At 38.2% G+C, this 20,753-nt stretch carries 20 protein-coding genes; 15 read left to right on the top strand and 5 right to left on the bottom strand.

Annotated elements, in window-relative coordinates:
• Both KNQ97_RS00535 and KNQ97_RS00530 read left to right on the top strand, forming a co-directional pair.
• Window positions 1–792, top strand: a complete 792-nt coding sequence (locus KNQ97_RS00535; protein ID WP_000925653.1) for a sulfite exporter TauE/SafE family protein — start codon at window positions 1–3, stop codon at window positions 790–792.
• 109 nt (window positions 793–901) lie between these two features.
• Window positions 902–1,906, top strand: a complete 1,005-nt coding sequence (locus tag KNQ97_RS00530) for a homoserine dehydrogenase (protein WP_057065609.1) — start codon at window positions 902–904, stop codon at window positions 1,904–1,906.
• A 32-nt stretch (window positions 1,907–1,938) separates the two neighbouring features.
• On the opposite strand, the gene KNQ97_RS00525 is transcribed toward KNQ97_RS00530, so the two are convergent.
• Window positions 1,939–2,856 (bottom strand): DMT family transporter, encoded by a 918-nt coding sequence (locus KNQ97_RS00525; protein ID WP_071225910.1) that lies wholly within the window; start codon window positions 2,854–2,856, stop codon window positions 1,939–1,941.
• 166 nt (window positions 2,857–3,022) lie between these two features.
• Here KNQ97_RS00525 and KNQ97_RS00520 point away from each other — a divergent pair, with 166 nt between their 5' ends.
• Complete coding sequence (locus tag KNQ97_RS00520; protein ID WP_000331400.1) at window positions 3,023–3,877, top strand: helix-turn-helix domain-containing protein; 855 nt, start codon at window positions 3,023–3,025, stop codon at window positions 3,875–3,877.
• On the opposite strand, the gene KNQ97_RS00515 is transcribed toward KNQ97_RS00520, so the two are convergent.
• Complete coding sequence (locus tag KNQ97_RS00515; RefSeq protein ID WP_079281616.1) at window positions 3,874–4,269, bottom strand: helix-turn-helix domain-containing protein; 396 nt, start codon at window positions 4,267–4,269, stop codon at window positions 3,874–3,876. The genes KNQ97_RS00520 and KNQ97_RS00515 overlap by 4 nt on opposite strands.
• Window positions 4,270–4,364: 95 nt before the next feature.
• Here KNQ97_RS00515 and KNQ97_RS00510 point away from each other — a divergent pair, with 95 nt between their 5' ends.
• Window positions 4,365–4,973, top strand: coding sequence for an FMN-dependent NADH-azoreductase (locus KNQ97_RS00510; RefSeq protein ID WP_016685828.1), 609 nt, complete (start codon window positions 4,365–4,367; stop codon window positions 4,971–4,973).
• Between the two features lie 83 nt (window positions 4,974–5,056).
• Here KNQ97_RS00510 and chrA read toward each other — a convergent pair whose 3' ends face one another.
• The gene (gene chrA / locus KNQ97_RS00505; RefSeq protein WP_031965346.1) at window positions 5,057–6,406 is read right to left on the bottom strand and encodes a chromate efflux transporter; all 1,350 of its coding nucleotides are present in this window, start codon (window positions 6,404–6,406) and stop codon (window positions 5,057–5,059) included.
• Window positions 6,407–6,647: 241 nt separating this feature from the next.
• On the opposite strand from chrA, the gene KNQ97_RS00500 reads away from it, so the two are divergent.
• From KNQ97_RS00500 to KNQ97_RS00465, 8 genes are read left to right on the top strand one after another with little or no spacing between them, the layout of a single operon-like run.
• A complete protein-coding gene (locus KNQ97_RS00500; RefSeq protein ID WP_000080816.1) occupies window positions 6,648–7,391 on the top strand; it encodes a GntR family transcriptional regulator in 744 nt (247 codons plus the stop codon).
• A 28-nt stretch (window positions 7,392–7,419) separates the two neighbouring features.
• On the top strand, window positions 7,420–9,153 hold the full coding sequence (locus tag KNQ97_RS00495) for a fumarate reductase/succinate dehydrogenase flavoprotein subunit (protein WP_253611656.1): 1,734 nt from the start codon (window positions 7,420–7,422) through the stop codon (window positions 9,151–9,153).
• 20 nt (window positions 9,154–9,173) lie between these two features.
• Window positions 9,174–9,419: a ferredoxin family protein gene (locus KNQ97_RS00490; protein WP_000864073.1), complete on the top strand. Its 246-nt coding sequence runs from the start codon at window positions 9,174–9,176 to the stop codon at window positions 9,417–9,419.
• 19 nt (window positions 9,420–9,438) lie between these two features.
• Window positions 9,439–10,869, top strand: a complete 1,431-nt coding sequence (locus tag KNQ97_RS00485; RefSeq protein WP_253611655.1) for an ABC transporter substrate-binding protein — start codon at window positions 9,439–9,441, stop codon at window positions 10,867–10,869.
• A 34-nt stretch (window positions 10,870–10,903) separates the two neighbouring features.
• Complete coding sequence (locus KNQ97_RS00480; RefSeq protein ID WP_253611654.1) at window positions 10,904–11,758, top strand: ABC transporter permease; 855 nt, start codon at window positions 10,904–10,906, stop codon at window positions 11,756–11,758.
• Window position 11,759: 1 nt separating this feature from the next.
• The gene (locus KNQ97_RS00475; protein ID WP_253611653.1) at window positions 11,760–12,599 is read left to right on the top strand and encodes an ABC transporter ATP-binding protein; all 840 of its coding nucleotides are present in this window, start codon (window positions 11,760–11,762) and stop codon (window positions 12,597–12,599) included.
• Complete coding sequence (locus tag KNQ97_RS00470; protein WP_253611652.1) at window positions 12,596–13,594, top strand: HEAT repeat domain-containing protein; 999 nt, start codon at window positions 12,596–12,598, stop codon at window positions 13,592–13,594. Before KNQ97_RS00475 ends, KNQ97_RS00470 begins: the two co-directional genes overlap by 4 nt.
• Window positions 13,578–13,859 (top strand): gamma-butyrobetaine hydroxylase-like domain-containing protein, encoded by a 282-nt coding sequence (locus KNQ97_RS00465; RefSeq protein WP_002068401.1) that lies wholly within the window; start codon window positions 13,578–13,580, stop codon window positions 13,857–13,859. Before KNQ97_RS00470 ends, KNQ97_RS00465 begins: the two co-directional genes overlap by 17 nt.
• 39 nt (window positions 13,860–13,898) lie before the next feature.
• Here the strand turns inward: KNQ97_RS00465 and KNQ97_RS00460 are convergent, their stop codons facing one another.
• Window positions 13,899–15,185 (bottom strand): MFS transporter, encoded by a 1,287-nt coding sequence (locus KNQ97_RS00460; RefSeq protein ID WP_000222733.1) that lies wholly within the window; start codon window positions 15,183–15,185, stop codon window positions 13,899–13,901.
• Between the two features lie 518 nt (window positions 15,186–15,703).
• Here KNQ97_RS00460 and KNQ97_RS00455 point away from each other — a divergent pair.
• Window positions 15,704–17,911, top strand: coding sequence for a TonB-dependent siderophore receptor (locus KNQ97_RS00455; RefSeq protein ID WP_253611651.1), 2,208 nt, complete (start codon window positions 15,704–15,706; stop codon window positions 17,909–17,911).
• 53 nt (window positions 17,912–17,964) lie between these two features.
• On the opposite strand, the gene KNQ97_RS00450 is transcribed toward KNQ97_RS00455, so the two are convergent.
• On the bottom strand, window positions 17,965–19,383 hold the full coding sequence (locus KNQ97_RS00450) for an aspartate ammonia-lyase (RefSeq protein WP_000980437.1): 1,419 nt from the start codon (window positions 19,381–19,383) through the stop codon (window positions 17,965–17,967).
• 413 nt (window positions 19,384–19,796) lie between these two features.
• Here KNQ97_RS00450 and KNQ97_RS00445 point away from each other — a divergent pair, with 413 nt between their 5' ends.
• Together KNQ97_RS00445 and KNQ97_RS00440 are read left to right on the top strand one after the other, a co-directional pair.
• Entirely contained in the window at window positions 19,797–19,982 is a 186-nt protein-coding gene (locus KNQ97_RS00445; RefSeq protein ID WP_000922092.1) for a hypothetical protein, read from the top strand.
• Between the two features lie 91 nt (window positions 19,983–20,073).
• Entirely contained in the window at window positions 20,074–20,295 is a 222-nt protein-coding gene (locus KNQ97_RS00440; protein ID WP_000668585.1) for a hypothetical protein, read from the top strand.
• Window positions 20,296–20,753 lie beyond the last annotated feature (458 nt).

Below are 20,753 nucleotides of genomic sequence, written 5' to 3'. Positions count from 1 at the left end.
ATGTTATTACTTGTCGTTGAAGGCATTGTGATTGGCTTTTTACTTGGTCTTACTGGTGCGGGTGGTGGCATTCTTGCTGTACCCGCGCTTATGACCAGTCAAGGCTGGAGCGTGGCACAAGCTGCGCCAATTGGGTTATTGGCAGTTGCGCTATCTACACTCATTGGAACTATTGAAGGCTTATTTAAAAAGATAGTTCGTTATCGTGCTGCAATCTGGATTGCCTTAATTGGTGCTCCTATGGCACATATCGGCATTTTAATAGCTAACACGATTTCACCTATTTGGCTCATGTTAATGTTTAGCTTGGTCATGTTTACAGTGGGCTATCGACTTATCAGTAACCGAGTTTCAGATTTTCATAACCCGCCGTGTCAGGTCAACCCAAGTACGGGACGCTTTATCTGGAATTTTAAAACTGGTGGTGTGCTTGCAAGCATCGGGATTATTGCTGGGCTTTTAACGGGGATGTTAGGGGTTGGAGGCGGCTTTGTAATTGTACCCGCGCTTAGAAAAGTCACAAATTTGGATATGCATAGCATCGTTGCAACCTCACTTATGATTATTTTCCTGATTAGTGGCATGAGTATTGTGATGCATATTGCAGAGGGCTTTCACTATCCAGTCGCCATTACTAGTGCGTTCGCGCTCGCATGTGCATTCGGTATGTTATTAGGACGCCGAGCTATTCGGTTTATTCCGTCTGCAATTGTACAAAAGGTCTTTGCTTTAATGGTTTTTGCTGTCGCAATTTATATGGTTATTAAGATTGTTAATCTAACAAATATCTGAGCGATATAGTATTTTAACCTTCTCTATAAATAGCAATTTTTCCAAGATGAGATATTAAAATTATCTTTGGAAAATTGATTTAAACCATTTAAATTTTTGAGAAAGCGATATGAAGCGAGTTAACGTAGCAATTTGTGGTTTTGGACGGATTGGGCAACAAATTGCAGAGCTTCTTTTAAATCGATCGACATACTATAAACAAAAATATCAAATTGATGCCCGTTTAGTGGGTGTCTGTAACTCATCATCAGGCTTAATTGATCAAGAAGGTTTACAAGCTTCAAAGTGGCTAGATAAAACACAATATCAAGCAGGCCTAACAGAGCAAAAGTTTTTAGAACAGGTTCAAGCAGATGTCATTATTGAAACTGGACCAAGTGATTATGTTACCGGTGGGAAAGGCCTATTTTATTTAAATTATGCTTTAACACATAGTATGAATGCGATAGCAGTATCTAAAGGTGCTTTAGTCGTAGAAGGTAAAAAACTAATTAACTTGGCACATCAGCACAATAAAAAACTATTTTTTAGCGGTGCCACTGCTGCAGCTTTACCGACTGTTGATTTGTTTGAATATAACTTGGCTGGCTGTCAAATTTTAGAAATAGAAGGTGTGTTTACAGGCACCACGAATTTTGTTTTGAATGATATGTTGCAACATGAATGTGCATTTACAGAATCTCTTGAAAAAGCTCAAGCAAGAGGTATTGCTGAACCGAATAGTTCTTTCGATGTAGATGGGTGGGATACTGCTGCAAAAATTACGATACTAGCCAATACTGTTTTAGGAGCTGATGTAAAAATTCAGGATATTCCACGGCAAGGAATCAGCCATGTTACGACTGAACATATTCGTGATTGGAAAAAAGAAAATATAATTCCTCGTCTGGTTGGTTTTATCAATATTAAAAATCAGCAAATTCAAACAGGTGTTGAATTAAGGTTAGTCCCAGCAAATCATCCGTTTGCTCATCTGCAAGGTTCTAATAAATGTATTCGGGTGTTAACGCAAGAAATGGGGGAATTTGTTGTCAGTGGAGGGGCATCTGCGCCCTTAGCCACAGCAGCCGCGGCTTTAAAAGATTTTGAGTTGATGCTTAAAACGGGCTGCTAAAATTAATTATGATTTATAAAAAAAGCAGGCTGTTATGCCTGCTTCTCACAATTTTTTTGACTGCTAAATAACTTCTTTCCAATTTCAAACTTACTAAACATTAAGTAGTTACCAAGTAAGATGAGTAAAATTCCAAATACAGCATTTAAAGTCCACTCATATCCTTCAAAGAAAGTAGAAACTGTTAGAGCAACTAAAGGAAAGAGCAACGTGCTATAGGCTGCTTTGGCTGCGCCAATTCGTCCGACCAGAGAAAAATAAGCAGAGAACCCAATAACCGTGCCAAATACAGCTAAGTATAGTACCGAGCTTAAAAATGGGAAATTCATTGGCGGCATTAAATCTTGTCCTGTAAATAATGCCAGAATTAACATCACCAATGCACCATAAGTCATTGCATAACAGTTTGTTGAAAAGATATTTAGGCCACGTTTTTGGTGTCTAACACTAATCATGTTCCCTAACGAAAAACCGTAAGTGCCTATTGCACATAGCCCAATACCCATTAATAGCTGCGCATTAAACTGACTATTAATCAGGTCATGCCAAAACAGTAAAATAATACCACTTAGGCCCAAAAGTGCAGCTGGTGCAAAGTTTGGGGAAGGTTTCTGCTTAAAAAAGATAAGCGCATTAATGGCATTAAAGAAAACAGCCATGGAAAAAATGACAGACTCTAAACCGCTATTTACATATTTAACCGCAGTATAAAAACAAATAAAGTTTAGACCAAAAACGCAAAGGCCTTGCAGCATACAAAACAAGTGATCTTTTAAAGCAATTCTCTGTAATTTTTTTGAAAATAGTAAAACCACCCAAAGTAATAAGGCTGAAATGGCAAAACGCCATAAAATTGCGACAACGGGTGTTGCATAGTGGCTTTGAACGGCAATTCCAATCCATGTTGTTCCCCAAATCAACACCACCGCAACATAGAGTAAAATATTCATAACTTCATCCTCGATTACCAAGCTTAAGTATCTAGGAATGCTTCATTTTTCACGTATATATTCTTGTGTTGTACATGCAAGATCTTGCGTTTTTTATAGATCTAAACTAGCTGAACTTTGCTGAATATGGTTAACTTAAGCTCAATCATATTTGTTTTAATTTTGCATGGCTTATCAAACTTTAGAACAGCTGCAGCAGTCTAAAGCCAAGCTTCACGAAACTGTGGTGCTTGATGAAAATATGCAACTTGCATTTTGGTCTAATCAGCAAGATCGTGTAAGTGTCTGTAGCGATCACCACACTTTAAGTCTTTATATTCAAGATGGTTATGAAAGCTATCAAAAAACACCCGCGGGCTGGAAAAATGGCGGTGGACCAGGACGTTTTTGCCTATTGCCCGAGCATCAGGAGTCGACTTGGGACATACGTGGTGGGCTTAAATTTGTCCACTTGTACTACACTGACCAACATTTGCGTGATGTTGCTGAAAAAATATGGGACAAAGAGCCGAATCAAATTGAACTAAATGAAGTTGTCTTTAATGACGATGAACGGATTCGGGCGTTATATCAATTCTTCTTGTTAGATTGCGATTGGCAAGATTCTTCAAATCATTTGCAAATGAGTACAACGGCAAGTTTATTGTTGAATCACTTAATTCGAAAATATAGCAGTGTTCAATGGCAACAGCCTACTATCAAGGGCGGACTGGCACCCCATAAACTCAAATATATTCAGGAATGGATTGAAGATCATCTAGATCAGGCACTCACTTTGTCTGATTTGGCAAATGTTGTGAATTTAAGCGAATACCATTTTGCTCATATGTTTAAACAGTCCATGAATATGGCGCCTCACCAATATGTCATGCAAAGACGCTTAACCAAGGCCAAGGGGCTAATTCAGTCATCTCAGCTTTCTTTGCAAGATATTGCCTTAGTATGTGGGTTTAGTTCAGCAAGCCATTTAAGTCATCGCTTTAAACAATTTTATGGCATGAGTCCTTCGCAGTTACGTTAAGTGTCTAATGTAATTGGTTTCTCCTGAGCTGCATCAAATGCAGCTCTTGCCGCATCAATATCCGCAATATGCCGCTGAGCCCATTGGCCTAAAGCAATTACAGGCTCTGTAAGTGAATGGCCCAGTGGAGTTAATTCATATTCAACATGAGGTGGAACTACAGGATAAACCGTACGTTTAACCAACCCATCTCGTTCTAAACCACGCAAACATAAGGTAAGCATACGCTGCGATATTCCATTAATACGTCTCTTTATTTCAGAAAAGCGATGAGGATGTGATGCAAGTGTCATTACAATGAGTATACTCCATTTCTCTCCAACTCTAGCCAACACTTGACTGACTCTTTGGCAATCTGAACTCTGGATATCATGAGGTATGGTTACAGTCATATTACTTGGTTCCCTAAATGTGCCTTCTTGTACATAAGAATAATAGTAGTAACATAATTAGCTCAAGTAACAATTTTATACTGTAGGTATAAGCGATGAAACTACTTCAAATTGACACAAGTATTTTAGGTGAGCAATCTGTTAGCCGCCAACTCACCTCATCTGTTATTCGTCAGCTCAGCACAGCTTATCCAGATGCAGAAATTATTCATCACGATTTTGCTGTAGAGCCAATTCCTCATTTGTCTGATGCTGAATTTTTAGCATGGCAAGGTGTTGAACCTAATAATGAAACAGCGCAACAACGTGTTGCACGAAACACCCAATATTTGGATGAGTTCTTATCGTCAGATATCGTTGTAATTGGCGCACCTATGTATAACTTTAGCTTCCCATCACAGTTAAAAGCGTGGCTTGACCGTCTATCTGTTGCTGGTAAAACATTCCGTTACACGGAAAACGGTCCTCAAGGTTTAGTAGAGGGGAAACGTGTCATTATTGCTTCTTCGCGTGGTGGTGTGTATTCAGAAGGTTCACCAGCCGAAGCTTTAGACTATCAAGAAACTTATATCAAAGCGTTTTTCAATTTTATTGGGGTGACTGATATCACTTTTGTGCGCGCCGAAGGAATCGCTTTCGGACCAGAAGCACGTCAAGCTGCCTTAGATAATGCAGCAGCGCAAATTGCCCAGTTAGCGGGTTAAAAATATAAATAGCCGAACAGTAAAGGAACTGTTCGGCCTTATTGAGATTATGATTTTAAGAAATTAATTCAATCAGTAAATAACTAAAAGAAAGTGACTGCGAGCCCAACCAGTGCCGAAGCAAAAATGACATACAGCACGTTAATGCTAAATCGGAATAAAGCAATAAATGCAGCTACAGTAATGAGGGCCGCGACAATATCAAAATGGCCTGAAAAACCCTGTGGCCATAATACGTGATAACTAAAAAATAGTGCTAAATTTAAAATGACACCGACCACAGCCGCGGTAATTGCAGTGAGGGGGGCAGTAAATTTAATTTCGTTATGTGTAGATTCAATAATCGGTGCACCCGCAAAAATAAAGACAAATGAAAATAGAAAGGTAAACCAAGTCACAATGACTGCACCGAGTGCTCCAGCAAAAAATAAATGCTCAGAGCCAAGTAATGAATGATTAACGCCTCCTAAAAAACCAACAAAGGCAACGACCATAATTAGTGGACCAGGTGTAGTTTCACCAAGTGCCAATCCATCAATCATTTGTGTAGGTGAAAGCCATCCAAAATGATTGACAGCCCCTTGATAGACATAAGGTAAAACCGCGTAAGCGCCCCCAAACGTAAGCAGCGCAGCTTTAGTGAAAAACCAAGCCATTTGGGTATAGGAATGATGCCATCCAAAATATGCGCCTAAAGCTAAAATTGGCAATAGCCATAAAGCGATTGCCACAAAAATAAGTCTGGCTAACCGTGACCAATGGAATTTAGCGTGCTCTGGTGTCGGAGTATCATCATCAATATATGCCGGACCATAATCTTTTTGACTAGCTTTATGCCCACCCGCGGAGGAAAATAGTTCTGGGTACTTTTTACTCGCTAAATAGCCAGCAATACCTGCTGATAAAACGATAAGCGGGAAAGGAAGCTTTAAGACAAAAATGGCAAAAAACGCTGCAATTGCGACGACCCATAAAAACTTATTTTTAAGCGAACGACTGCCTATGCGGTAAGTTGCATGAAAGACAATTGCAGTGACGGCAGGCTTTATCCCGTAAAAGATACCTGCAATAACAGGCACATCTCCAAATTTTATATAAACCCAAGATAGTCCAATTAAAATAAATAAAGAGGGCAATACAAATAGAATACCTGCAACTAATCCTCCCGCAGTTCTATGCATAAGCCAACCAATGTAGGTTGCTAACTGCTGCGCTTCAGGTCCGGGTAACAACATGCAGTAGTTCAGTGCATGTAAAAATCTTTTTTCTGATATCCAGCGCTTTTGTTCAACCAGTTCCTGATGCATCACAGCGATTTGTCCAGCTGGCCCCCCAAAGCTAATAAAACCAAGCTTGAGCCAAAATAAGAAGGCTTGCCAGAAGGTGACTTGTTCCACTGAATCATCAGGGGTATTTAATTGTTTTTGTTGCATATTATCCCCTAAAAAATAATATTAATTTTTACGTTTATGGCATAACGGAGTATGTTTTATAGCATAACAAACACAAATGTATTTTTTATGATAACCATTCAACTTTTATAGATAACTATTTATTAATTTATTGATATTAAATGAAATTATTTTTTTAACTAAAGTTATCGCTTTAAATTATTTCCAAAGCTGAAACATTTTAAACATTATTTGCTCAAGTTGTTATAACAGGTTGTGAGCCGTGAGCCAGCTACCCCAAGATCCCAAAAATCACAAGCCTCTTTACGATCAATTAAGGGAACTCATCCTTAACAAAATTGTAAATGGTGAATATGCCGTACTGAGCCAAATTCCATCTGAAAACGAGTTTGCTGAACAATTTGGTGTAAGTCGAATTACAGTTCGCCAAGCGCTCAACCAATTACAGTTGGAAGGCTATATTTTTAAGGTGCCAGGTAAAGGGACCTTTGTAAGCAAGCCAAAAACGTTCCAGAACATCTCAAGTTTGCAAGGTTTTGCAGAAGCAATGTCATCTGCTGGTCACGAAATTTTAAACCGTGTCATCTCCGCCGAGCTTAAGCAGATCCCGATGCACGTTGTGCCCAAATTAAAGTTACCTGTTAAAGCCAATGTGTATGAAATTCAACGTGTCCGTTTACTCAACCGTCAGCCAGTGTCGTATGAGTTGACTTATTTGCCTGAACATATTGGTTTGAAGCTTAAAGAGAAAGCGATTGATTTACGTACAACCGATATTTTCAAGGCATTAGAACAAGAGTGCGATATTCCTTTGGGACATGCGGATTTAAGCATTGATGCCACGGTAGCGGATGAAGAATTAGCAGCTTTGTTGCAAGTCGAAATCGGAACTCCTGTATTACGCGTTGAACGTTTGACTCATGACGCAAATGGTCAACCGATTGACTATGAATATCTCTATTTCTCGGGCGATACCTTCCAGTACCGTTTACGTATTCATCGTTAATCACTCAAATAAAAATAAGGAATATTCAATGGAAAATAAATATCTTGAGTTCGATATTGTGGTGATTGGTGGTGGAACTGCAGGGCCAATGGCTGCGATTAAAGCCAAGCAAGAAAACCCGAATTTAAAAGTCTTGCTCATTGAAAAAGCGAATGTAAAACGTAGTGGGGCGATTTCAATGGGAATGGATGGGCTAAATAATGCTGTCATTCCGGGCTACGCAACACCTGAGCAGTACACTAAAGAAATTACGATTGCCAACGATGGGGTAGTTAACCAAACCACTGTATATGCATATGCGAAGCATAGTTTCACAACCATTCAACAGCTCGATCAATGGGGCATTAAGTTCGAAAAAGATGAGACGGGTGAATTTGCAGTAAAAAAAGTACATCACATGGGGGCATATGTTTTACCTATGCCTGAAGGTCATGACGTTAAAAAAGTTTTATACCGTCAATTAAAGCGTGCTCAAGTCAAAATTAATAATCGGATTGTCACCACAAAGCTTTTAAAAAATGAAGAAGGTGCAATCAATGGTGTACTCGGTTTTGACTGTCGTAGTGGTGACTTTTATGTCATTAAAACGAAAGCTGCCATTTTATGTTGTGGTGCCGCAGGGCGTTTAGGTTTGCCAGCTTCAGGCTACTTAATGGGTACTTATGAAAACCCAACCAATGCAGGCGATGGCTATGCAATGGCATACCATGCAGGTGCTGAACTTGCTAACTTAGAATGCTTCCAGATTAATCCATTGATTAAAGACTATAACGGTCCGGCTTGTGCCTATGTGACCGGACCTTTAGGAGGTTATACGGCCAATAGTAAAGGTGAACGTTTCATTGAATGTGACTACTGGAGTGGTCAAATGATGTGGGAGTTTTACCAAGAACTGGAAAGTGGTAATGGTCCTGTTTATTTAAAAGTAGATCATCTGGCCGAAGAAACGATTCAAACCATCGAAGAGATCTTGCATACCAATGAGCGCCCAAGCCGTGGACGTTTTCATGAGGGACGAGGAACCAATTACCGTCAAGATATGGTGGAAATGCATATTTCAGAAATTGGTTTCTGTAGCGGGCACAGCGCTTCTGGCGTATGGGTCAATGAAAAAGCTGAGACTTCGGTTAAGGGATTATACAGTGCTGGCGATATGGCGGCTGTACCTCATAACTATATGCTTGGTGCATTTACCTATGGTTGGTTTGCGGGTGTAAATGCCGCGCAATACGTGAATGCCGTTGAAGATAGTGAATTAAACCAAAGCGAAATAGAAGCAGAAAAAGCTCGAATATTTGCGCCACTAGATTGCTCAGAAGGTTTACCTCCAGAACAAGTGGAATATAAGCTGCGCCGTTTTGTAAATGACTATTTGCAACCGCCTAAAACTCGCCAAAAAATGGAAATTGGGCTCAAGCGTTTTGAAGAAATTAAACAGGATATTAAGCGAATTTCTGCCAGAAACCCACATGAGCTGATGCGTGTCGCTGAAGTTTCTTTTATTCGAGATTGTGCGGAAATGGCAGCTAGAGCTTCATTGTTTAGAGAAGAAAGCCGCTGGGGACTGTACCATTATAGAGCAGATTTCCCTCAAAAGAATAACTCGGATTGGTTCTGTCACGCGCATTTGAAAAAAGATGAACACGGCAACATGGTCAGTTTCAAAAAGCCAATCGAGCCTTATGTGGTTCCGATTAATCAAGATGAAGCTGTGTCGTATGACCGTTTACGTATTCAAAAAGATGTTGCTCTAGCAGACTAAATAAATCAGGAATTCAAATCATGGCTTTTATTTTTAAAGAAGTACAGCACCGTACTGTCGCACCCGTCATTATCGATGAAGATAAATGTATTGCTGATAAAGGATGCACTGTCTGTGTAGATGTTTGTCCAATGGACTTATTGGCAATCGATCCAACAACTCAAAAAGCTTTCATGCAGTTTGATGAATGTTGGTACTGCATGCCTTGTGAAAAGGACTGCCCAACAGATGCAGTCAAAGTAAATATCCCATACCTACTCAAATAATTAATTTGGAATACTCAACATGAGACAAAATAAATTGATCAATAAAAAACTATTACTCAGTAGCTTAATTGGTGCCATTGTACTTGGCACTTTGGGGTGCGGCAGTAAAACAGAAACTGTTCGTGTAGCGATTGGTACACAAGACACGACCATTAACTGTGCAACAGGTGGGTTGCTGATTCGTGAATTGAATTTATTACCAAAATATTTGCCTAAAGATGGTAAATACAAGAATGTTAAATATGACATTCAATGGAAAAACTTTACCTCTGGTGCACCACTTACCAGTGAGATGGTAGCTGGGCGTCTAGATTTGGGAGCAATGGCTGACTTTCCTGCAGTTAATAATTTAGCGGCATTTAAAAAAGCTGGGAAAGAAAGCATATTTTTAGCACCTTTGTCAGGCAGTATTAATGGTAGCGGCAATGCGATTGTTGTTCCAATTGACTCAAAAGTAACATCGCTCAAAGAACTAAAAGGACAAACCATTTCTGTACCTTTTGCCTCAACTGCTCATGGACTGTTGCTACGAGCGATTCAAGCTGAAGGCTGGCAACTTGATAAAGATATTAAAGTGATTGCTCAGGCGCCAGAGGTGGCAGGGCCTGCGTTAAAAAGTCATAAGATTGCTGCGCATGCTGACTTCGTACCATTTGGAGAGTTATTTGCTTACCAAGGTTTTGCTAAAAAAATCTATGATGGTTCACAAGCAAAATCACCAACATTTCATGGTTCACTTGCCAGCAAGGATTATGCACAGCAGCATCCAGAAGTTATAAAAGCTTATTTACAAGCAACTATTGAAGCAAATCGCCTGATTCGGGAACAACCAGAAAAATATAGTGAACTTATTGCTGAAAAAACAGGTATTCCTGCCGAAGTTGTTTATCTATTTCATGGCCCTTTAGGTCTGCAAACTCGTGACTTAACGTGGAAACCTGAATATCGAAAAGCGACTCAAATTGCGATAGATACCTTAAAAGTTTTAGGCAAAAACGACGGTACGCTTGATGTAAATAAATTTATTGATGACCAATATATTAAGGATGCATTTCAGGCATCTGGACTTAATTACAGCCAGCAACTTGCTGACTATGCAAAATCACCTTTGGTTGCCAATGACGCTTTAACGGACCAACCCATCAAAACATTTGATCGGGTGACTCAAATTTGGGTAAAGGGTGAAGAAAAAGTGCGTAGCTATGAAACGCCTGAGCATGCTTTTTCTGATTTAAAGAAAATACAAGCCGATGGAAAAACGGTGCGTGTGGTTTATAGCCAAGATCATCAGTCCGACATTAAGTTACTTGCCAATTTGGCATGGTATGCCACAGACAAAGCAGGACAAATTCAAGCCTTTTTATTAAAAGATGATGCTGAAAAATGGGCTAAACAACAGGGCGGAAAAGTATATGACTTTGAAGCTATTCAGCTTGTAACACAGAGCTGATGTGTTGTCTTACCTAATGATCAGGAGGTGACAAATGAGTAGTTTAGCCCAGACAAAACCTAAAAACCAAAGTACATTTTTGATTAAATTTTTCCAACAATTGACATTATATCGGGCGCATTTAAAAAGCTATGTCATTGCTTTCACATCTATAGCTTTTTGGATAGTCATTTGGCAAGGCCTAGCTCAGTTTAAAATAAATTTAGGTATTGTGAACTTTAGCAATGTCCCGACACCTTTAGATGTCATTCATGCGCTATGGGCTTTTTTTCAACTCAGCGCTGCATTTGAACATGTTGAATCTAGTGTGTTTCGTGTAGTGATTGGTTTTGTGCTTGCAGCTCTAATTGGTGTAGGTATTGGTTTGTTGGCAGGACGTTACCAAAAACTGGCTGCCTTTCTAATGCCACCATTAGAAGTATTACGTCCAATACCAGCAGTTGCATGGATTCCTTTAGCAATTCTGATTTTTCCATCCTCAGAAGCTTCCATGATTTTTATTACCTTTATTGGGGCTTTATTTCCAATTTTATTAAACACCGTACATGGCGTTGGTGCAGTTGACCCAAGGCTCGTTGCGTCAGCGAAAAGTCTGGGTGCTTCTGATCTTGCCATTATTCATGAAGTCATTATTCCGGGTGCATTACCGAACATTATTACGGGTTTATCTATTGGAATGGGCACTTGTTGGTTCTGTTTAGTGACTGCGGAAATGATTTCTGGACAACACGGAATTGGATATTTCACATGGGAGTCTTTCACCTTGCAAAACTATAGCAATATCGTGGTTGGCATGGTGCTAATAGGAGCGTTAGGTATGTTTAGCAGTACATTGGTGCGTGTGATTGGAAACCGATTTACTCCATGGTATCAACTAAGGAAGTCTTAAAATGTCAATTACACAAGGCCATGTACGTATTCAAAATCTATCTCTACATTTAGGGCAAGCTAAAAATCGTTTTCAGGCATTAGATCGGGTTAATTTCGAAATACAACCGGGCGAGTTTATATGTCTACTTGGCCCGTCGGGTTGCGGTAAATCAACATTATTAGGTGCTTTGGCAGGGCATTTACCGATTAGTTCTGGGTCTTTAACGGTCGATGATGAATCGATATTTGAACCGCATCCAGATAGAGGTTTGGTGTTTCAGCAACATACCTTATTCCCGTGGAAAAGCGTGCTCGAAAATATTGCCTTTGGTTTAAAAATGAAAGGCATCGCCAAGCAAAAGCGTATTGAACAAGCTCAGAAAATGATTGATCTGGTCGGACTTAAAGGTTTTGAACATAAATTTCCAACTGAACTTTCTGGTGGCATGCAGCAACGAGTTGAAATTGCGAGAGTACTGATTAATCAACCTCGCATTTTATTAATGGATGAGCCTTTTGGTGCGTTAGATGCTCAAACTCGTTTAAAAATGCAAATGCTATTACTCGAAATTTGGCAAGAAATTCAAACGTCGGTTTTATTTATTACCCACGATATTGATGAGGCACTTTTTTTAGCCGATCGAGTGTTGATTATGAGCCATCGACCAGGGCGAATTATTGAAGAAATTCCACTTAAGTTTGAACGTCCACGGGATGTTGAGCTTGTAACGAGTAGTGAATTTACAGCCATTAAAAAACATTGCATCCAGACTTTAAAAGAAGCCACTCAACAAGAAGAGTTAAGCCGTTTAAATCCATTAGGGCTTGGAAAGAAATCACAAATTAAGGAATACGAATGAGTTTTTATTATCAAGCTTTAGATGATATCGATGAATATAATCAGGAATTTCTTGCGCAGCTCAATCATGCAGATGAAAAGATCCGCTTTGTCGCTTTAATGAATATTGGTGATGAAGAAAATCCGGATTTACTTCCGTGGTTGCATGCAGCACTACAACACGACTCTTCAGCTTTAGTTCGTGAAGAAGCGGCAAAAAACTTAGAAAGCTGGGAAGACCCAACCAGTTTGCAAGTATTGGCGCAAGCCTTATTTGATGTTGATCTGAATGTGAGACAAGCTGCCAGCCAGAGTTTAAGTGAAGTCAAAAATGCGGCATCAGCCCAGATACTGGCACTGTATTTAAAGCATACGGATACTTTTGCTCTTAGTGCAATTCTGCGTGCTTTAAAACCTTTACGACCACAGCAATTATTTGAAGAGATATCCGCTTTAGTACATCATGAAGATGTACTTGTGCGCCGTGAGGCAGTCAGTGCATTAAGTTGGTTACAACAAGACCAAGCGATTACGATATTGGCAAAAATTGCCGAAACAGATGTAGATGATGAAGTTCGCCGTATTGCAACAGGTGGTTTGGCTTATAGTCAGAGTATATCCGCAGAGGTCATCCAAGCACTTCAACACTCTTTAACTTCGGAAAGTTGGCAACTAAGAGTGGAAGCTGCTCTTACGATTGGAAAATTACGTATTGTTCAGCTCGAAGCTCCTTTAATTCATGCTGTATCAGATTTGTATTGGCAAGTACGTATTGCAGCAGTACGGAGCTTGGGACTACTTAAATCACATCTGGCAGTTGCTCATTTGACTGATAACTTTAAGCATGAAATTAGTAACTTGCGTAAAGAAGTCGCTTTAGCACTCGGTGAAATTGGTACAGCAGAAGCTCAGAAGCTATTGGAACAACATCAAAATGATCCAGATCCTGAAGTACGAAAAGCGATTCGTATTGGATTAAATCAAATTGGTGAGGTGAAGTATGCAAACCAGACCTGATATCCGTGTCGACACTATAAATAAGCAGGTTCACTTTATATGGACCGATGGCTCAAGCGTATGTCTGAGTCATCAAAGTTTAAGGGAAATTTGCCCATGTGGCTTTTGTCGAGCGAAGCGGATTAAACAAATTAAAATAGAGTATCAAAATGTTGATGTGACAGCTATGTTTGATCAAGGTTATGGTGCCCAAATTTGCTTTAGTGATGGGCATGACAAAGGGATTTTTCCGTGGGCTTTTTTAAAAGAATTTGCTAAGAGCTAAAAGATGCCTTCTGCTTGGGACAGAAGGCATCTTATTTAATTAATGATCATGTTCTAAATAATCTGGTTTTTTAGGAAGCGCAAGGCTACATAAGAAACAGATAACCAGCATGACAATCACATATATAAAGAAGGTATTTTCAATTCCGGCAGCTTTAAACTGTAAGGCAACCGAAGGCGCAGAACCACCAAACAGCGCATTACCTACTGCATAAGAGAAACCTACACCTAAAGCTCGCACATGAGGTGGGAACATTTCAGCTTTTACCAAACCACTAATAGAAGTATAGAAGCTGAGTAACATCATCATAAAGATGAGTAGCAATGTAATGATGATCGGAGAATCTATATAGGCACGCATCCCGATTACCATGACGGGATAAATAAAAATGGCGGACAATAAGCTAAATGCCAACATTGAAGAGCGTCGCCCAATACGGTCCGAAATTGCACCAAATACAGGTTGAGCACACATATAAACAAATAGGGCGAAGGTCATGATATAACCAACTGTTTTTCCGTCCATCCCTAAGTTGGTTAAATAGGTTTTTGAATAAACGGTCTCTACATAAAACGTTAATGAACCAGCAGAAGTGTATCCAACCACTAATAAAAAGGTTTTCCAGTGCTTTTTAAAGAGTTCTCTTAAGCTACCAGACTCTTTTCGTTCGCTGTCTTGATGAGAAAGTGTTTCTTCTAAACGACTACGTGCAAGCAAAGATAAGATTGCTGCGATACCACCAATAACAAATGGAATACGCCAACCGCCATCATGTAATTGTTGTTCACTTAAGAACGTCAACAAAATAACGCCCAGTAAGCTTGCAAGCAATTGACCACCAGAGAGGGTGACATATTGGAAAGATGAGTAAAAACCACGCTGACCTTTTAAGCCTAATTCACTCATATAAGTGGCAACGGCGCCATATTCACCACCCACTGATAAGCCTTGAAGTAAACGAACAAGGAGTAACAGAAAAGGGGCAAATAAACCGACTTGATCATAAGTAGGCAAAGCTGCAAATAAAAAGGAGCTTAAAGCCATCAAACAGATTGATATGATCATCGACTTCTTTCGGCCATGTCGATCTGCAATACGACCAAATAGCCAGCTTCCAATCGGACGCATAAAGAAGCTTGCGGCAAACACCCCCCAAACATAAATAGACTTGGTTGTGCTATCCATATCTGGCGCGGTTAAAGCTTGAGTAAAGTAAGCAGCAAATACTGCATAAATATAAAAATCAAACCATTCGACTAAATTACCAGAGGCTGCGCCTACAATCCCACGTATCCTGCTACGTTTTTCTTCCTGAGTATATGTCATATTACTTCCATCACTTTGTAGACAAAAACTAGGAACTTTTTAGGTGGGCTAAACAGAAAATAGAATGAACTTTATAAAAATCACTCGACCCTGAGCACGTCCTTAGAATTCCTAACCATTCATTTTTTCTAATTTTAAAATTCGATTCTAGTGAGATTACGTCCTTTTGTTCGATTTAAAGAATTTTTTACCAATGATCGAACACTTCCTTTTATTTAACTGCATAATTAATTGTTTTTAAAATCAGTAAGCTAATTTAATACCAGTATTTTTCTATTCTGTTTCTCCTTTTAAGTGCCATTTTGAGCTTAAGTGTATTTTGAATATTTGATAATACTTAAAAAGTTATAGTATCAATTCCCAAGAAAATAAAGGAAATTCATAGAATGATAAGTTGAAAAAGTCGAACTAAATTCACTTAATCGAAAAAATACAGAATATGTTGTTTCTCAATATATGTAGCTGTATTCTTGCGTGGCTAAAAATCGGCTCAGCACTTATTTCTAGCACTTCAAATTATGCACGGTATGGCAGGTAGTTATTCAATGGAAAGACGTTCGTTAAATCTTCACTTTATGACATGCTCTAAAACAGCATTGGCTTCATCTATTGCACTCATAACATCTGTCGTCTATGCAAATGAAGCGGAGGTTTCGCAGCTCCCAACCATTACTGTGAACGCTACACAAAATAGTGATGCACTATACACATCAAAAAAAGTGAGTTTATCTGGTTTTCAAACTGGTGATGTAAAGAAAGTACCTGCATCTATTACCACCATTACATCTGAACGTATAGCAGATCAACACGCAAAAACACTGACCGATGTGATTAAAAATGATTCATCCTTAGGCGATGGTTATGCCGCTATTGGTTACTATCCAAACTTTGTAGCACGTGGTTTCGCACTCGATTTAGGCTCAAGCTATCTCATTAATGGTCATACCATACGTGGTGAGCAAAATGTAGCTTTAGAAAATAAAGAGCAAGTTGAAATCTTAAAAGGTATTTCTGCGATTCAAAGTGGAATGTCGACACCCGGTGGCGTGGTTAACTATGTCACCAAAAGACCTGCCGATGTTAAAAATATTACAGTCGATGCAAATTCAGAAGGTGGCTATACACTGGCAACAGATGTTGGCGGCTTTGTTAATGATAGTTTTGGTTATCGAATCAATTTAGCCCATGAAAGCATCCATCCAAATGTTGATCACGCAAATGGTAAGCGTGAGTTTGGTTCAGTAGCTTTAGACTGGAAAATTAATGAGCGTTCTAAATTATTGTTTGATATTGAAGCTCAGCATCAAAGTCAACGTTCAGTACCCGGTTATCAACTGCTTGATGGGCAAGAAGTACCAACAAATGTAGATCAAGACCGTTTATTGGGTTACCAGTCTTGGAGTAAACCTGTTGTAAATAACAGTCTAAATGCGAGTTTGAAATATCAATATGCATTTAACGATCAATGGAATGGTAGCTTAAGTGCGTCTCAAAGCCGTGTTGTGATTGATGATTACAGCGCTTTTCCATGGGCTTGTTATAGCGATGGAGTTTGCCAAAATAATACTTTTGATAAAGATGGTAATTACGGTATTTACGATTTCCGTAGTCCAGATGATACACGTATTACCAACCAGTTTTCTGCTGGGTTAAATGGTCAATTCAGCACTGGCATCATTCAGCATCAAATCGCTTTTGAAATACAACATACTTATAAAACATTGAAGCGCTACAACTCTAACTCAATGGAGCTTGACCCCATCGGTTTAGGTAATATCTATGAAGAAACAAAGGATTATGAACCAGCTCAGATTGAATTAAGAAATTACTATAAAGCCTTAGAAAGTGATCAGACTGCACTTACTGTATCTGACCGAGTTCAATTTAATGATCAATGGTCAACTCTACTCGGCGGAAAACTGATTCACCTTGATGAGCAAGCTTATAATTCAGGTGGGCAGCAAAGCCGAGACACAGATTTAAATAAGTTTTTACCGCAATTAGCGCTCATGTATAGCTCAACTGCTACGACTAATCTTTATGCTTCATATGCCAAAGGTTTATCGGATGGTGGCGAAGCTCCGTGGTATGCAGAAGCGAATGCTTATCAAGTCCTATCACCTAGAAATTCTGAACAATATGAACTTGGTGTCAAACAACAAATACGCAATTTCTTATTAACAGCAGCTATTTTTGATTTAAAGCAAGATAATCAATATACGACTGCAAACTCTGAAGGGAAGTTAGAGTTTGTGGAACAAGGCGAACAACATAATCAAGGTATTGAATTAGGTTTAACAGGTGCCTTAACCGATACACTTGACGTAAGCTCTGGCATTACCTATACCAAATCTCGTCTTGTTGATATTGATACTGACAGCTATAAAGGTCATCAAACTCAAAATGTGCCGAAAGTACGTGCCACAGCCCAGTTATCTTATAAAGTACCGTCAGTTGAAGGTTTAAGATTATTGAGTGGTATACAATACAGTAGCAGTAAATATGCAAATAAAGAGGGAACTGCAAAAGTAGGCGGATATAGTGTCTTTAATATTGGTGCTGCCTATAAAACAAATTTTGCTGGGCATGACACAACTTTTAGATTCAATATTGATAACTTATTTAATAAGAAATATTGGCGTGATGTAGGGGCATTTATGGGAGATGACTATCTGTTCTTAGGTAATCCTCGTACAGTTCAGTTCTCTACAACTTTTAGTTTTTAAAATATAAAACAAATAAAAAAGGAGCTTTATAAGCTCCTTTTTTATTTCAGGAATTAAGCCGACATTTTTGGTTTAACCATATTATTAATCGACAAGATATCATCAAGCACTTGTGCTGATAATAAACCTTCATTTTGAACTAAAGCCAATACGCTTTGCCCAGTTTCGTTTGCTGTTTTAGCAATACGAGTTGTAGTTTCATAACCTAGGTATGGGTTAAGTGCAGTCACAATACCAATTGAATTTTCAACCAAAGCTTTACAGTGTTCAGGGTTCGCCGTAATTGTATCAATACATTTGGTTTGGAACATTGCCATTGCTTTACCAAGCAAGTCCATCGATTCAAACAGTTTGAATGCAATAAGTGGTTCCATTGCATTTAACTGTAATTGACCAGCTTCAGCAGCTAAAGTTACAGCCAAATCATTTGCAATAATCTGGAAGCAAGCAAGGTTCATTGCTTCAGGAATAACTGGGTTTACTTTACCTGGCATGATCGAGCTACCAGGTTGACGTGCTTCTAAATTAATTTCATTAATGCCAGTACGTGGACCACTTGAAAGTAAACGCAAGTCATTGGCAATTTTTGAAAGTTTAGTTGCAGTACGTTTTAATAAACCAGATAAAAGAACAAAGTCACCCATATCAGAAGTGGCTTCAATCAAATCTGGAGCTGACTTAATTTTCTTACCAGAGATTTTTCCAAGTGCTTGAATCGCGAGTTCACGGTAACTATATTCAGTGGTAATTCCCGTACCAATCGCTGTACCGCCAAGATTCATATAAGCTAAAACATTTGGAATAAGCGTATTAATTTGCTCAAGGTCTTTTTGTAGAGTTACCGCAAAAGCACCAAACTCTTGACCTAATGTCATAGGCACAGCGTCTTGTAACTGAGTACGACCCATTTTTAAAATGTGTGCAAACTCTTGAGATTTATTCAAGAAGCTAAGAATCAAATTGTTAAATGGAAGATTTAACTCATCTAGGCTAAGTAATAAACCTAAACGAATTGCAGTAGGGTATACGTCATTTGTTGACTGCGACATATTAATGTCGTTATTTGGATGCAAGTATTGATATTGACCTTTAGAATGGCCCATATATTCTAAAGCAACGTTTGCCAATACTTCATTTGCATTCATATTGGTTGAAGTGCCAGCACCGCCTTGCATCATGTCGATTGGGAACTGGTCATGGAAATTACCACGAATAAGCTGATTACAGCTGTATTCAATCGCTTCAAATTTAGTTTGATCTAAGTTTTTAAGATTATAGTTTGCTTCAGCACAAGCTAGTTTAACCATAGCTAATGCTTTAATTAAATTAGGGAAATTTCCAACTTTGCTATTTGTTAAGTTGAAATTTTCTAAAGCACGTAATGTTTGAACTCCGTAATAATGGTCATTGTTGATTTCTCGATGACCAATAAGATCCTTCTCAATACGGGTAGTAATATCAGCGTTCATCATTAAACTTCGAATTAGTTAAGATGATTCATCTTAGAATTCGAAATGCTTCACTTCTAATGCATTTATTAAAGCAATTATGCATTTTTTGCATAACAAAAAAGAGGGTAGTCGAGAAATAATCGTTGGTATATGAGCGTATATAGAATAAATACTTGTTCTAAAGTTTAATATATTCAAATATTTATTTAATTTTATAGGTTGGTCAAAGGTGTGAAAATGTAAGTAAATCAAAATTTATACAGAAAACTAAGCAATCATTTCCGTGTATTAAAATCAAAAAAATATTTGATTTTTCATGTGAAAGTTAATTTATATAAGCAAATAATGAGTTTTGTTTAGTAAATTTTAATAAAATTGTGATGCATTTCACATAAAAATACTTATAATACAGAAAATTTTGATTTATTAAGTTTATGTTAAAAGTAACTGCTGCTTTATTAATATTGGGAAGTTTTGCTTGTTATCTCCTTTGGGGTAATGAAGAAAAAGCTGAAACTAAAAGTTCGCACATGCTTAAAGAAGCTGAGCAATCAATTAAGAATGCTGAGTTATCTATTCAAAAAGCTAAACAAAATATCCCTACTGCATCGTATCAATAATTTAGGCATTCAAGATTATTGTCTGTTAAATAATCTTTTGACTGAAATTTTATAAGGTGTAAGCACGCTGTAAAGAGACAAATGCATGAGAATGAAGTTTATTGCATATGACCCTAATTCTGGTGAGAAACTCAGCTTGAAAGAGCATATTCATCACATGGATAAATACACAACTTATGTTTTTTTTAGTGATGAAAAAGACAATATGGTTTTTAATCCACAGAAAAAACAGATATTTGAAATCAGTCAATATACTTCTAATATGATGGTTGAAATTTCAAGAAAGTTATACTACTTGATTGGTGAATATTAGGTCATTTTGATCAACCCGTCTGCGAAAATCGTCACCGCTTTTAAAGGGGACTCAATACGTTTGCGTACACTCAAATAGATACTTTAGTATAATAGTCGGGATTATCTTTTTATCTTATACTCTTTTCAAATATTGTATTTAAATACAATCAATTATTATGACTGCTTAAATCCTGAAATGAGGTAAGGTAATCATTTTCTTATCAATTATTACCTTACCAACCCATTGAGTGAGTAAAAAAAATTATTTTTCATATTTTTTGGGTTAGGCAAAGTAAAAAGGGTATGAAAATAGATTTTTTAACTACCTTTTATAGTGGAAAAGTATCTTAATTAAGATTCTGAAAAATTTAATCAATAACATAAGGATTGGTTATTGAAACAGTTTACAGTCCGCATTCTTCCCCAAGGTGCGGACTTTTTTTATCAATAAAATGTACAAATATAAGTTCGTGCTTA

This window comes from Acinetobacter sp. UC24323 (assembly GCF_024151445.1).
Taxonomy (GTDB): domain Bacteria; phylum Pseudomonadota; class Gammaproteobacteria; order Pseudomonadales; family Moraxellaceae; genus Acinetobacter; species Acinetobacter baumannii.
The sequence above is the reverse complement of the archived record's forward strand: the minus strand, read 5'-3'. Positions and strand labels throughout refer to the sequence as shown.

What these genes read in the sequence shown, in the direction of transcription:
- KNQ97_RS00535 (WP_000925653.1), top strand. Translation starts at nt 1, where the DNA reads ATGTTATTACTTGTCGTTGAAGGCATTGTGATTGGCTTTTTACTTGGT.
- KNQ97_RS00530 (WP_057065609.1), top strand. Translation starts at nt 902, where the DNA reads ATGAAGCGAGTTAACGTAGCAATTTGTGGTTTTGGACGGATTGGGCAA.
- KNQ97_RS00525 (WP_071225910.1), bottom strand. Translation starts at nt 2,856, where the DNA reads ATGAATATTTTACTCTATGTTGCGGTGGTGTTGATTTGGGGAACAACA.
- KNQ97_RS00520 (WP_000331400.1), top strand. Translation starts at nt 3,023, where the DNA reads ATGGCTTATCAAACTTTAGAACAGCTGCAGCAGTCTAAAGCCAAGCTT.
- KNQ97_RS00515 (WP_079281616.1), bottom strand. Translation starts at nt 4,269, where the DNA reads ATGACTGTAACCATACCTCATGATATCCAGAGTTCAGATTGCCAAAGA.
- KNQ97_RS00510 (WP_016685828.1), top strand. Translation starts at nt 4,365, where the DNA reads ATGAAACTACTTCAAATTGACACAAGTATTTTAGGTGAGCAATCTGTT.
- chrA (WP_031965346.1), bottom strand. Translation starts at nt 6,406, where the DNA reads ATGCAACAAAAACAATTAAATACCCCTGATGATTCAGTGGAACAAGTC.
- KNQ97_RS00495 (WP_253611656.1), top strand. Translation starts at nt 7,420, where the DNA reads ATGGAAAATAAATATCTTGAGTTCGATATTGTGGTGATTGGTGGTGGA.
- KNQ97_RS00490 (WP_000864073.1), top strand. Translation starts at nt 9,174, where the DNA reads ATGGCTTTTATTTTTAAAGAAGTACAGCACCGTACTGTCGCACCCGTC.
- KNQ97_RS00485 (WP_253611655.1), top strand. Translation starts at nt 9,439, where the DNA reads ATGAGACAAAATAAATTGATCAATAAAAAACTATTACTCAGTAGCTTA.
- KNQ97_RS00480 (WP_253611654.1), top strand. Translation starts at nt 10,904, where the DNA reads ATGAGTAGTTTAGCCCAGACAAAACCTAAAAACCAAAGTACATTTTTG.
- KNQ97_RS00475 (WP_253611653.1), top strand. Translation starts at nt 11,760, where the DNA reads ATGTCAATTACACAAGGCCATGTACGTATTCAAAATCTATCTCTACAT.
- KNQ97_RS00470 (WP_253611652.1), top strand. Translation starts at nt 12,596, where the DNA reads ATGAGTTTTTATTATCAAGCTTTAGATGATATCGATGAATATAATCAG.
- KNQ97_RS00465 (WP_002068401.1), top strand. Translation starts at nt 13,578, where the DNA reads ATGCAAACCAGACCTGATATCCGTGTCGACACTATAAATAAGCAGGTT.
- KNQ97_RS00460 (WP_000222733.1), bottom strand. Translation starts at nt 15,185, where the DNA reads ATGACATATACTCAGGAAGAAAAACGTAGCAGGATACGTGGGATTGTA.
- KNQ97_RS00455 (WP_253611651.1), top strand. Translation starts at nt 15,704, where the DNA reads ATGCACGGTATGGCAGGTAGTTATTCAATGGAAAGACGTTCGTTAAAT.
- KNQ97_RS00450 (WP_000980437.1), bottom strand. Translation starts at nt 19,383, where the DNA reads ATGATGAACGCTGATATTACTACCCGTATTGAGAAGGATCTTATTGGT.
- KNQ97_RS00445 (WP_000922092.1), top strand. Translation starts at nt 19,797, where the DNA reads ATGTTAAAAGTAACTGCTGCTTTATTAATATTGGGAAGTTTTGCTTGT.
- KNQ97_RS00440 (WP_000668585.1), top strand. Translation starts at nt 20,074, where the DNA reads ATGAAGTTTATTGCATATGACCCTAATTCTGGTGAGAAACTCAGCTTG.